Source organism: Williamsia herbipolensis (assembly GCF_000964005.1).
Taxonomy (GTDB): Bacteria; Actinomycetota; Actinomycetes; order Mycobacteriales; family Mycobacteriaceae; genus Williamsia_A; species Williamsia_A herbipolensis.
In genome coordinates, this window is the sequence record NZ_JXYP01000011.1 from 55,815 (window position 1) to 68,143 (window position 12,329).

The window sequence follows — 12,329 nt, forward strand, 5'->3', positions numbered from 1 at the left end:
AGTCCGTGACGCATCTTCTCGTCGGGCCACCCGAACACGGAGTGGTCCGCTACGGCACGGCGGTGCACGCCGCCCTCGCCGCCGACGACCCGGCCGCCGACGACCCGGCCGGCCACGCCCTGGTGGCCGTCCCCGCGGTCGACTCCAGGACCGTGGAGAGTGTCTGCACACCAACGGGTCCCGGGCTGGTGCATCTGCAGTTCACCGACCGACTGTTCGGTGCGTCGGCTCCCGAAGCCGCCGACGCCGCGACCGGCCTGGTCACCGCGCTGCACGATCGGGGCGCACGGGTCACCGCCACCCTGCACGACCTCCCGCAACCGTCCGACGGCACCGGTTTCACGCGTCGCGTCGAGTGCTACCGCCGGGTCGCCGCCGCCCTCGATGCGGTCGTCGTGTCCAGCGACCACGAGAGTGCGCTGTACACAGATCATCTCGGACTGCAGTCCCCTCCCGAGGTGATCCCGCTGATGGTCGAGACCCTCGTGGTTCCGCCCGGCGCCGCCGAGCCCTCGGCCGGGACGGTATCGGTGGGTGTGCTCGGTTTCCTCTACCCGGGCAAGGGACACATCGAGACCCTGCGAGCCATGGACGATCTCGACGCGGACATCGCGTTCGTGGCGCTCGGGGCGCCGTCCCCCGGACACGACGACCTCGTCCACGAGCTCGAGGCGCATGCGACGGCCGTCGGGCGACCGCTGGAGGTGACGGGTTTCCTCGACGACGCCGAGTTGTACCGACGCATGGCGACGATCACCGTCCCCGTGGCGCATCATCGACACATGTCGGCGTCGGCCTCCGTGAACACCTGGCGATCGTTGCGACGTGCGCCGCTCGTGCCGCGCACCCGCTACACCGAGGAGATGGCGACCCGGTCCCCGGGCACGTTGCTCGTCTACGCCGACGCCGACCTCCCGGCGACGATCGCTGCGGCACTCGACGATCCGTCACGCACCCGCATCGGGGACGACATCGCCGTCCATCCGACACCCGCAGAGGTCGCCGCCGCCCATCGCGTCGTGTTCGAGCGGGTGTGCCGATGACCGCGGACCGGGTGTTCCGCTGCGTCGACGGGACGGTGGTCGTCGCCGACAACCGATGGGATCTCGTCGCCGACGATCCGACGCCGGTCCGCTCGATCAGCGTCGTCATCCCGTACTACGAGCAACCCGCCCAGCTGCACCGCGTGTTGACCGCCCTCGATGCCCAGACCATCGGCACCGACCGGGTCGAGGTGATCGTCGCCGACGACGGGTCGACGCACCCGCCCGACGTGCGCGGCCACACCGTCGACGTGACCGTGGTCCGCCAGGCCGACAACGGATTCCGTGCCGCCGCGGCCCGCAACCTCGGCGCGCGCGCATCGAGCGGCGAGGTGCTGTGCTTCCTCGACGCCGACACCGTGCCCGAGCCCGACTACCTCGAGTACGCCGTGCGGCTGCCGTCGGTGATGCCCGATGCCCTCGTGGTGGGGCGCCGTCGCCACGCCGACTTCTCCACCGACCCGCCGACCGAGCTCACCGAACCGCAGTGGCTCGTCGACGCCTACGGCTGGACCGAGAACCTGCTGCGCCCCGGCTGGACCGGGTATCGCTACGTGATCAGCGCGGTGATGACCTGCAGCCGTGCGCTGTTCGACGAGGTGGGCGGGTTCGACGAGTTGTTCACCCGCTACGGCGGCGAGGACTGGGAACTGGCGAACCGGATGACGATGGCCGGCGCCGTACTGGCCCACGAGCCGCGGGCGGTGGCGTGGCACGACGGCCCGGACTGGGCCGAGCGCGACGCCGCGCGGCGAACCGACGCGAAGAACGGCGAGGCGTTGAGCCTGATGCCGGTCATCACCGAACCGGCCGCGCGCACCGCCGGTCTGCACCACGAGGTGCCCGATGTGGCGGCGAGGGTCTCGACCGAGGGTCACAGTCCGGCGTCGCTGTATCGGACGATCGCGTCGATCGTGCGAACCGGCGACGTCGCGGTGTGGTTGGTCGGCGAGGACGGCGAGAGCATGCACGACGTTCTGGCGCTGCAGGATTCACGGATCCGTCGCGGCGTGCCCGGGCGCCACGTCCTCGACCGGTGTCGATTCGTCGCCGACGTGACCGGGCGGGTGGTGTTCGGTGACACCACCCTCCATGCGGTGACCTCTTCACTCGGGCCCGGTGGTGCGGGTGTCGTCGACGTCGCCTTCGGTGATGCCCCCGCCGCCGTGCGGGTGTCGACGACACGAGCTCTCCGCCGTGCGCAGCGCCACCTCGCTCGCCTGGAGATGACGCAGGACGAGGCGACCGCCGCGCTGTTCGGGCATTTCACCGTCGCCGCTCACGACGTGGATGTCGCGGTCGTGCCCGAGGAGCCCTGGCTGAGCTGGTAGTCAGAACAGGGTGTGCGGGCGGATCAGGTTCGCGAGATCAACGAGGTTGAAACGCTGTTTGCGGTCGACGGTCGATCGGGCGAGGCGCCGGAGTGACCGTTCGAGTCCGGCCCGCAGGCCGTGTTCGGTGAACGGGAACCCCAGCAGTGAGATGTTCGGCGACGCCTTGTCGGGGTGGGCGTTCACCCAGCCGAGTGCGGTGCCCAACACCATGATCGACAGGCGCGGCTTGCGCGGCTCGGTGTCGGGCATCGCGGCCAGTCGGCGGGCCGCCTCACGCAGCTGGTCGCCGGTGACCTGCTCGGGGTCACGTCCGTGGACCAGCGCCAGCACCGTGGTGCACGACGCGGTGTTGAAGTGGCGGCTGGTGGCGGGGACGTCGTCGAGTGCCTTCACCGACTCCTCGATCTCGCCTGCGGTGAACAACATCCGGGCCACACCGAACGCGGCGGTGACGATACCGCGGTCGGTCTGCCACAGCGTCGTGTACTCGCGCAGCGCCACCTCGTCCCAGTGTTCTATCGCCGCAGCACGTTCGGGGTCGGCGGTGGCCGTGCCGCCGCGGCGCGACCCGGGATCGGAACCCTCGCTGCGCAACCAGCGTCCGATGAGTTCGGCGGTCGCGGCGACGGCCAGCTTCGGGGCGATCTCGCCGGGCATGGCCGCGAGCACCGTCGAGAACCGTTCGTGCGCGACCTCGGGCTCCCCGTTGATCAACGCGCACAATCCGAGGAACCACTCGATGCGCCAGGAGTGCTGGTGGTGCCGCGAGGTGATGTCGAGCAAGCCGAGCGCGGTGTCGACGTCGCCGAGTTCGATGTAGGCGCGGGCCTCGGCGAGGTCGACCTCCAGCGACGGATGGTCGTCGCCGGGGTCGGTGCCGATCAACGACGACAGGCCGTCCTGCTTCGCGCTGCGGATCGTGTCGAGGGTCTGGTTGGGTTCCGAGAGTGCTGCCGAGGTGAGAAGCCCGGCGGCGGGGTCGGTCTGGTCGACGAGCGGCACGGGCAGCGCCGCGGCGATGTCGTCGGGGTCGAGGAAGGTCTCGGAGTTGATGGGATCGAAGAACCCGTCGACCGGGCCGAGCAGGAGGTCGGTGCCGAAGGTGGTGCGCTGCGGGGTGAACACCGTCGACAGCGCCGGACGGGGCACACCGGTGGAGCGGGCGACGATCTCGCGGAGCACCGACAGCATCTGCGTCGCCATCTCGTCGGTCGACGAGAACCGTTGTGTCGGGTCGGGATCGGTCGAGCGTTGCAGCAGCCGGTGGAACGACTCGTTGTCGGCGAGGATCTGCGCGTCCTCGGGGGAGGGGAGGCCGTCGATGTAGCGGCCGTTCTCCATCGGCATCGGCAGGGTGAGGACGGCGAGCGTGCGTCCGATGCTGTAGATGTCGGTGACGATCTGCGGGCCGGTCTTCACGATCTCCGGGGCCTGGAATCCCGGTGTGCCGTAGAGGTGTCCGTATCCGTTGATGGGCGAGACCGCCCCGAGATCGATCATCTTGACCTCGTCGCCGCCGATCATGATGTTCTCGGGTTTGACGTCGTTGAACACCAGCCCCACCGAGTGCAGGTACCCCAGCGCACCCATCACCTCCAGCAGGTAGGCGATGGCGTGGGAGATCGGGAGGTGCTTGCGGTGGGAGGAGTCGCCGTCGACGGTGGTGAGGCTCTTGAGCGTCGCACCGCCGACGTACTCCATCACGATGTAGCCGAACGTGCGCCCCGAGGTGTCGAGGTGTTCGACGAAGTTGAAGATCTTGACGATGTTCGGGTGCGACACCGACGCCAGGAACTGTCGCTCGGCGAAGGCGACGGCCTGGGCCTCGGCGTCGTTGGAGTTCAGCAGGCCCTTGAGGACGACCGCGCGATCGGACACGTTGCGGTCGAAGGCGAGATAGATCCACCCGAGACCGCCGTGGGCGATGGCGCCGGTGATCTCGTACTGGTCGGCCACCATCGTGCCCGGCGTCAGGCCGGGGGTGAACGAGTAGTGCGCGCCGCAGTGGGGGCAGTCGCCGTTGAGAGGTCCCTCGCCGGGCCCCGACGACCGACCGAGGGGGCGACCGCACTGCCAGCAGTCCCGCTTGCCCTCCGGGATCACCGGATCGGACATCACCGCATCCTCGGGCTCGATGTCACGGACCCAGGTGACGTCGACGAGCCCGGCGCCGAGCCGACGTCGCTTGCGCGTCACCCGACTGGTCAGGGCCTGGAGCGCGGGCGGGACGCGGGTTCCGGCGTCGTCGGTGGTGGCCTCGGTACCCGGACCGCCGATGGGGGTGGCCGCCTGGGTCGCCTGCGTGCCGACGTCGGGGACCGCTGCCTGAGTCGCCTGCGTACCCACCTCGAGCTCCGCGGCCTGGGTGGCGACCTCGATGTCGACGGCCTGGGTCGCGACCTCGGCGGCGTCGTCGGTCCCTGCGTCGGTGCCGACGTCAGAGGCCGGCGCGCTGCCGCGTGCGTCGGTCTCGGCCATCGTGGTTCACCTCCGAAGGGGTCACGTCGATCGTGGTCAGTCGCGGTAGAGCGGCTGGGGCGGGTAGTACAGCGGTCCGAGGATGGAGAGCCACCGAGTGTAGATCTCGTACCAGGTGCCGTCGGCGCGGATCTGGTCGAGCACGCCGTTGACGAATCGCACGAGATCGGGCTGGTCCTTGTTGACCCCGATGCCGTAGGGTTCCTCGCCCAGGCTCGCCCCGACGACATGGACGTAGGGGTCCTGCGCGGCGAGTCCGGCGAGGATCGCGTCGTCGGTGGACACCGCGTCGACCCCGCCTTGCTGCAGCACCACCAGACAATCGGCCCACGTCGACACCGACGCGACGCGCACGCTGGGCACCCGTTGCTGCAGTCGCGCGATGGAGGTGGTGCCGCGGGCAGCGCAGACACGCTTGTTCGCGAGGTCGTCGATGCCGTTGATCGATGACCCGCGTAGCGCCAGGATGCGTTGTGACGCCTCGTAGTACACCGTCGAGAACGCGATGTCCTGCAGTCGGTCGCAGGTGATGCTCAGTGTCTTGACCACGAGATCGACCTCGCGGTTCTGCAGCGCCGAGATCCGTTCGTTGGAGTTGAGTATCCGGTACTCGATGCGGTTGGGGTCACCGAAGATGGCGAGAGCGATCTGCTTGGCGATGTCGACGTCGAAGCCCTCGATGTCACCGCTGATCGGGTCCCGGAAGCTGAACAGGTTCGAGCCGACGTCGAGCCCGACGATGAGCCGTCCGCGCGCGAAGATGCCCTCCATCGCCGAGCCGGTGGGCATCCGCCCGACCGGTGGCATTGGGCCGGGCCGCAGGCTGCCCGTCTCGCAGGAGGCCTGATCGGGGACCTCCTCACGCGGGGCGTCGGTCGTGAGCCCGGGGGGTGTCGGGATGGTCCCCGAGGCCGAGGGGGGTGCGTCGTCGGGGGCGGGCACGCGCAGACATGCCGACGCGGTGAGCGCGACGACGGCGAGGAGGAGCACGGCGAGCAGTCGCCGGCGGGACGTCATCGGTACTCCCGGATGCGCGGGGTCATGCCCAGCGCCGAGGTCGCCGCGGCCAGCAGGCCGAGCACCAGGGCTCCGCTGCCCACGTATCCGATGACGACGCGAGCGGTGTTGATGTCGTCGCGGAAGGCGGTCCGGGTACGCGTGATGCCGTCGATGAGTGCGCGGTCGAGGGTCATGTAGGCCTGCGCGGCGCCGTTCGCGGTGTTGCCGACGGCCATCGCGGTCGCGCCGTTGAAGTCGCCGGCGTTGGACCGCTCGATGGTCGCGGCGTGTGCGGTCTGCCATGTCGACAGTGCCGCCAATGCGCGCTGCACCGATTCGCGAGCGTCGGTGTCGTCATCGTCGTCGGTGTCGGCGAGATAGGAGTTGAGGGTGGCCGCGATCCGGCCGTTCGCGCTCACGAACTGGTTCTGCAGCGTGGCCTCGTCGCCGCGGCGCACCAGCGACAACGTCTCCGCCGATCTGGCCTGCTGGGTGAGGATGCGCGCGGAGGTGAGGTCGCGCAGCGGCTGGGCGCCGCGCGTCTCGGCGCTGTTGGTCGCCGACACCGACAACAGGCTGCCGACGAGCACCCACAGGGCGGCGACGACGGTGAACCCGATCGCGAGCAGCAGACCCAGGTTGAGACGGCGACGGGTCCGTCGGGCCAGGTACTGGTGGGTGGCGATCAGCGCGACGAGCAGAACGGCCAGCGCGGCGTAGACCCCCCACGGCGGATCGGTGAAGCGGTTCTGCGGATCGCTGATCGCCGTCGAACGCGCGGCGTAGAGCCGCTGGGCCGCGGGCAGGATCGTGGTCTGCATGAGGTTCGAGGCCTCGCCGAGGTAGGCCGATCCGACCGGGTTCCCCAGTCGGTTGTTGGTGCGGGCCGATTCGACGAGACCGGTGTAGACGGGTAGTTGCTCGGCGAGCGAGTTGAGGTCGTCGCGGACGGTGGTGTTCTCCTCGGCCGTCCCGCTGGCCGCCTGGATCAGGGCCTGGGATGCCGTCGCGATGGCCGCCGAGTAGCGGCTGCGGAGGGCGGCAGGTTCGAGTCCGCCGGAGATGAAGGCCGCGTTCGCCGACGCGTCGGCGATGGACAGGTCGCTGTAGAGCACCTGTGACGACTCGGCGATCGGCTCGGTGTCGGAGATGGTCTGGGCCAGCGCCGCGGTCCGGTTGTCGAGAGAGGTCGACGCATACCAGCCGGTCGCGATCGCGCCGATCACCAGGATGACCGCGATGAGGAAGAGCTTGCCGGGACTGGTGCCCGCGAGTTGGCGGATGGTGGCCAGCGGTGATCGCGCCTGATCGCGCGCCAGGGCCATCAGTTCGCGTCGTTCGGCGCGCGCCCCGCGGGAGGTGAGCGAGCCGCGTCGCTCGGTGCGGCGTCCGCCTCGCCGGGTCCGGAGCAGTCCGCCGGGCCGGGTCGCGGCGGGCCCGGAGCCGTCGGGTCGGGAGTCGACGGATTCCGATGGCCCGCGGATCAGCCGGGAGCGCAGGGACGCCGCGTCGCCGGTCACTGGTGGGTCCCTTCCGTGCGGACGGTGCAGATGTACCTGTCCGACTCTAATCGCGCAGCGCCTGCCCATGTCCGCAACTCCGACGCCGTCACCTCATCTCGGTACGGTTGTGACAGTGCGGCGACCTGCAGGTCGCCCGGGGAGAGAGACGAGGTTCGACAGTGCGAGGCGACGGTGACGGGTGGGTCTTCGAGTCCGACGGCGCCCGACACTGGGGTCTGCACGGCGCGGCGGGACTGTTGCTGCGGGCTCCCCTCGACGACGGATCGGTCGGCATCCTGCTGCAGCACCGTGCGTTGTGGTCGCACCAGGGAGGTACCTGGGGACTGCCCGGCGGAGCCCGCGACTCCCACGAGTCCGCCCGCGACACCGCGGTGCGGGAGGCCGGCGAGGAGGCCGGCATCTCCCACGACGACCTCACCGTCCGCGACGAGGTGCTGACCCACCAGGCCGCCAGTGGCTGGACCTATCACACGGTGATCGCCGACGTCAGCGCCCCGCTGGAGACCGTCGCCAACGTCGAGTCGTCGGAGCTGCGGTGGGTCGCCGAGCACGTCGTCGACGAACTCCCGCTGCACCCCTCGTTCGCCCAGGCCTGGCCGGCCCTGCGGACCCACATCACCACCGAACTCCCCGAACTGGGCTGATCTCGCAGGTCAGCCAACTGCGGGCTCAGTCCCGTCGGCCCGCCTCTGATCACCGCAGTCGATTGGCCGCGGCGATCATCGCGCCGACGCCGGCGAGCGCCGGATCGGCCGCGATGCCCATGCCCCAGGCCCGACGGCCGTCGATGTCGCATTCGACGAAGGTCACGGTGTCGCCGCAGACCGATTGCTGATGCAGGCCGGTGATCTCGATCGCGACGCCGAGCGAGTGCAACATCGCCGTTGCCGCGCCCAGTGGTCCGACGGCGGTGGCGTCGACGGCGCAGATACGGTCGCCGACGGCGAGCGTGGCGCGGAAGTCGACGAGGTCGTCGTGGGCGGCGACGGCCGACCATGTGCCCAGGCGGATCGATCCGGACACGGCGTGGCCTGCGCAGAAATCGCGCCAGTCGAGGGTCTCGGCCGATGCGCGCAGAGCCCGCGGCAGGGGAGTGGCGAACCGGTTCGACGCCGGCTCGAAGGATGTGGATGTGGTGGCGAACATGAGTGGTCTCTCAGGAAAGAAGGAGGACCGAGAAGACGAGCGCAGAGCGACCCCGCAGCGGGGGGTCGGTCGGATCAGACCCCGCTGCGGCGGGCTACGAGAAGAATGCGCGTCATGATTCGCCGAGAGTAGATCAGGTGCTGGCGTCGTGGCAACGCCCGATCGCCGGATGCCGCCCGATTCGCGCTCCGCGGAGCGCGGTCGACAAGGGTTTGTCGGTGGGTCCCGATATCCTTGCCGCAGTTGATAACTGCAGGTCATCCGGGGGGAACATGACGGTCACAGCGATCGCGTCGAAGCAATCCGATCTGTTCGATCAGTCCAGTCCGGGCGGTCTGTCGGATGCCGCGCTCACCGAACGCGTCGTGGGGTACGCCGGGCAGATCGCGTCGCTGACCGCGCGGTTCCTCGACCTGCTCGTCGAGTTCGACACGCGCGGGGTGTGGAGCGGTGAGGGCGTGCGGTCGTGTGCGCACTGGTTGTCGTGGCGCACCGGGTTGTCGCTGCGCGCCGCGCAGGAACATCTCCGCATCGCCCACGCCCTGCACGAGCTGCCACAGATGCACGCCGCGTTCGCCGAGGGCCGGTTGTCGTACTCGAAGGTCCGCGCCCTGACCCGCGTCGCGACTCCCGACCGCGAAGAAGAACTGGTCACCGTCGCGTTGTCGGCGACAGCGGCGCAGGTCGAACGGATCGTGCGGTCGGTCAGCCACATCGACCGACGCGAGAACGACGTCGACACCGGTCGTGTCGAGTCGAGTGCGCGGTGGCAGTGGAACGACGACGGCACACTCGCGGTCACGATGCGGCTCTCGCCGCTCGATGGTGCCCGGTTCCTCGCCGGGGTCGTGCGCAGCGAATACGAACGCATCCGCACCGCCGACGACCCCGATCTACCGCTCCCCAAGACCGCGCCCGACGCTCCGCGGAGCGCGGCAGGCTCGGCGGATCTGTGGCGTCACGTGCCGTCGAACATCGCCGACGCCGTCGTCGCGATGGCCGACACCATGGCCACGGTGACCGAGATGCCCATCTACGCACCCGGTGCGGAGATCGTCATCCACACCGACGCCGCCGACGCGGGAGCCGAACCGCATCTCGATGCCGGGCCGGCGATATCGGAGGCGGAAGTCGACGAGGCGTCCTGCGGTGGTTCGCGACGTACCGTCACCCACCGCCGCGGACGCAAGAACGTCGTGTTGCGGTGGGGCCGTAAACGACGACTCCCCACGCACACCCTGCTGCGGCTGGTCTCTGACCGTGATCGTGGATGCCGCCATCCCGCGTGTGGCCGCACACGTCATCTGCACGCCCATCATGTGCGGTTCTGGCGCGACGGCGGCACCACCGACCCCGACAACCTGATCATGTTGTGTTCCACCCACCACCGGGCACTACACAACGGCGAGTTCACCATCCGCGCCGTCGGCGATCAGCAGTTCACGTTCCACCACCCCAGCGGCACCGCCATCGACACCGCACCCACGATCACCGTGCCCACCGGTTGGCGACCTGACTCGACGATCGCTGCCGACGCGATAGAACCTGTCGGCGGCGGACCACTCGACCTCGGCTACACCCTCGAAGTCCTCTACGCGGCCTGGGAATGGCGCACCGGACAACAGGCCGGACCCATCGCCGCCTGACCGCGCTCCGCGGAGCGCGGTCGACTGTGTCAGCGGCCGGAGGTGACCAGGGAACGCAGACGCGCAGCCGCGGCGCGGGGGTCGGGAGCAGCGGTGATGGCCCGGACGACGACGATCCGGCGCGCCCCCGCGGCGACCACCTGGGCGACGCGTGTCTCGTCGATGCCGCCGATGGCGAACCACGGCAACCGGGTGGTGCGGCCGGCCGTGGTCTCGACGAGTCCGAGGCCCGCGGCGGGTCGGCCGGGTTTGGTCGGGGTCGGCCAGCAGGGGCCGGTGCAGAAGTAGTCGATGTCGGGATCGGCGTCGGCCGCGGCCGCTTGCGTCGCGTCGTGGGTGGAGCGACCGATGACGGTCTCGCGCCCGACGATCGCACGGGCGGCGGCGGGTGGGAGGTCGTCCTGTCCGAGATGCAGCACATCGGCCGAGGCGGTCGCGGCGATGTCGGCGCGATCGTTGACCGCGAGCAGCGCCCCGTGCCGCCTGGTCAGGGTCGCCAGCTCACCCAGCAGGTCGATCTCCCGGGCGGCCTCGAGCGTCCCCAACTGCTGTTCACCCGGGGACCCCTTGTCGCGCAGCTGCACGATGTCGACGCCGCCGGCGAGGGCGGCGTCGACGAAACCCATCAGGTCGCCGCGTTCACGACGGGCGTCGGTGCAGAGGTAGAGCCGGGCGTCGGCCAGTCTCGCGCGCGTGTCCACCCGCTCGACCCTAGAGGTCGGCTCGCCGGCGGACGACCACCGCGGCGTAGGGTCGAGGGCACACACACGGGGGCCCGAGGGATGAATCGGGCTGAGATCGCGGCTCACCGCCGCCGACCGTCGCACCTGATCCGGGTAATGCCGGCGAAGGAAGGGAGTGGATTGCGTGAGCGCACGTCTGGCCGTCGTCGGCGGTGGTGTCATCGGGTCGATGATCGCCTGGCGCGCGGCCTGGAACGGTTGGCGGACAACGCTGCACGCCCCCGACATCGACGGCGCAGGCACCTCGGTTGCCGGTGGGATGCTCGGCTGCGCGGGAGAGGGTCGGCCCGGCGAGGACGCGCTCCTCGAGTTCGCACTCGCCGCACGTGACCGGTGGCCCGCACTGCTGGCCGACCTCGAGGGGTCCGGCGTCGACACCGCCGACATCATGGTCGCCGCCGACACCCTCCTGGTTGCCGCCGACAGCTCCGACTCCGGGCACCTGCGCGCCGTGATCGATCACCTCGCCGCCTTCGACATGCGACCCGAGCCGGTCGACCGGAACCGGATGCGTTCGGCGGCAGCGATGTTGGGATCGGGAGTGCGCCGCGGGTACCTGGCGTCGGGTGAGGGTGCCGTCGACAATCGCGCCCTGCTGGCCGCGGTGCGGTGCGGTGCGCACAGTGCGGGGGTCACCGTGACGACCGAGAAGGTCTGCCGCATCGACGATCTCGACGCCGACCAGGTCGTCGTGGCCACGGGTTCCTGGGCGCCCGACCTCATCGAGGGCGTACCCGTCACCGCCGAGAAGGGCGAGATCCTCCGGTTGTCGCGGCCGCCGTCCGCGCCACCACCGCCCGACGTCGTGGTGCGCGCCCGATGGCGTGGCCGGTCGGTGTACGTCGTCCCGCGACGCGACGGCGTCGTGGTGGGAGCGACCCAGTACGAGACCGGCGACCGCGCCGACACCGCACCTCGCGTGGGCGGGGTGAGCGACCTGTTGATCGACGCCACCGAACTCATGCCGGGCCTCGCCGAGTACCGCGTCGTCGAGATCGGCTCGGGGCTGCGCCCCACCACACCGGACGGGTTGCCGCTGGTGGGACGGTGCGACGACCGCACCGTCGTCGCGGTCGGGCACGGACGCAACGGCATCCTCACCGCACCGTTGACCGCCGAGATCGTCGCCGACCTGCTCGACGCCGCACCATCGCCGCCGACGTCACCGTGGGTGGCCCGCCTGGACCCCCGGAGGTTCGCATGACCGAGAACGCGCAGGTGTCGATCCGTGTGAACGGCACCGACCGCGACCTCCCCGCAGGTATCACCGCGGCTCGACTACTGGCCACACTCGGACTGCCCGAGCGGGGTGTCGCCGTCGCCGTCGACGACGCGGTGCATCCGCGCTCGGCCTGGGACCGACCGTTGCCCGCCGGCGCGCGTGTCGAGATCCTCACGGCGGTGCAGGGTGGCTGAC

General features: G+C 70.3%; 11 protein-coding genes and 1 riboswitch. Of the genes, 6 read left to right on the plus strand and 5 right to left on the minus strand.

All coding sequences use genetic code 11. The features are described 5' to 3' along the window. Nucleotides 1-5: 5 nt before the first annotated feature. Nucleotides 6-1,043, plus strand: coding sequence for a glycosyltransferase family protein (locus tag TU34_RS04325; RefSeq protein WP_238981166.1), 1,038 nt, complete (start codon nucleotides 6-8; stop codon nucleotides 1,041-1,043). Further along, nucleotides 1,040-2,374 carry a glycosyltransferase gene (locus tag TU34_RS04330; protein ID WP_045821796.1) on the plus strand — a complete coding sequence of 445 codons (1,335 nt, stop codon included), beginning with the start codon at nucleotides 1,040-1,042 and terminating at the stop codon, nucleotides 2,372-2,374. Before TU34_RS04325 ends, TU34_RS04330 begins: the two co-directional genes overlap by 4 nt. On the opposite strand, the gene TU34_RS04335 is transcribed toward TU34_RS04330, so the two are convergent. The 3 genes from TU34_RS04335 to TU34_RS04345 are packed head-to-tail and all read right to left on the minus strand — an operon-like array spanning nucleotide 2,375 to nucleotide 7,374. Continuing rightward, the gene (locus tag TU34_RS04335; protein WP_082079841.1) at nucleotides 2,375-4,855 is read right to left on the minus strand and encodes a serine/threonine-protein kinase; all 2,481 of its coding nucleotides are present in this window, start codon (nucleotides 4,853-4,855) and stop codon (nucleotides 2,375-2,377) included. A gap of 36 nt (nucleotides 4,856-4,891) precedes the next feature. Beyond that, nucleotides 4,892-5,872 (minus strand): glutamate ABC transporter substrate-binding protein, encoded by a 981-nt coding sequence (locus TU34_RS04340; protein ID WP_045821637.1) that lies wholly within the window; start codon nucleotides 5,870-5,872, stop codon nucleotides 4,892-4,894. After that, the gene (locus TU34_RS04345) at nucleotides 5,869-7,374 is read right to left on the minus strand and encodes a hypothetical protein (RefSeq protein ID WP_045821638.1); all 1,506 of its coding nucleotides are present in this window, start codon (nucleotides 7,372-7,374) and stop codon (nucleotides 5,869-5,871) included. Before TU34_RS04345 ends, TU34_RS04340 begins: the two co-directional genes overlap by 4 nt. 161 nt (nucleotides 7,375-7,535) lie before the next feature. Between TU34_RS04345 and TU34_RS04350 the strand changes: the two genes are divergently transcribed. After that, entirely contained in the window at nucleotides 7,536-8,021 is a 486-nt protein-coding gene (locus TU34_RS04350; RefSeq protein ID WP_045821639.1) for an NUDIX hydrolase, read from the plus strand. 49 nt (nucleotides 8,022-8,070) lie between these two features. On the opposite strand, the gene TU34_RS04355 is transcribed toward TU34_RS04350, so the two are convergent. Then, on the minus strand, nucleotides 8,071-8,523 hold the full coding sequence (locus TU34_RS04355; RefSeq protein WP_045821640.1) for a hypothetical protein: 453 nt from the start codon (nucleotides 8,521-8,523) through the stop codon (nucleotides 8,071-8,073). 272 nt (nucleotides 8,524-8,795) lie between these two features. Between TU34_RS04355 and TU34_RS04360 the strand changes: the two genes are divergently transcribed. Then, on the plus strand, nucleotides 8,796-10,169 hold the full coding sequence (locus TU34_RS04360) for an HNH endonuclease (RefSeq protein ID WP_045821641.1): 1,374 nt from the start codon (nucleotides 8,796-8,798) through the stop codon (nucleotides 10,167-10,169). Nucleotides 10,170-10,198: 29 nt separating this feature from the next. Here TU34_RS04360 and thiE read toward each other — a convergent pair whose 3' ends face one another. Continuing rightward, nucleotides 10,199-10,870, minus strand: coding sequence for a thiamine phosphate synthase (gene thiE, locus TU34_RS04365; protein ID WP_045821642.1), 672 nt, complete (start codon nucleotides 10,868-10,870; stop codon nucleotides 10,199-10,201). A 56-nt stretch (nucleotides 10,871-10,926) separates the two neighbouring features. After that, nucleotides 10,927-11,040, plus strand: a riboswitch (TPP riboswitch). Between thiE and thiO the strand changes: the two genes are divergently transcribed. Then, nucleotides 11,037-12,116: a glycine oxidase ThiO gene (gene thiO, locus TU34_RS04370; protein WP_045821643.1), complete on the plus strand. Its 1,080-nt coding sequence runs from the start codon at nucleotides 11,037-11,039 to the stop codon at nucleotides 12,114-12,116. (Overlaps the previous riboswitch by 4 nt.) Beyond that, nucleotides 12,113-12,328 carry a sulfur carrier protein ThiS gene (gene thiS, locus TU34_RS04375; protein WP_045821644.1) on the plus strand — a complete coding sequence of 72 codons (216 nt, stop codon included), beginning with the start codon at nucleotides 12,113-12,115 and terminating at the stop codon, nucleotides 12,326-12,328. The genes thiO and thiS overlap by 4 nt, the downstream gene beginning before the upstream one ends. Nucleotide 12,329 lies beyond the last annotated feature (1 nt).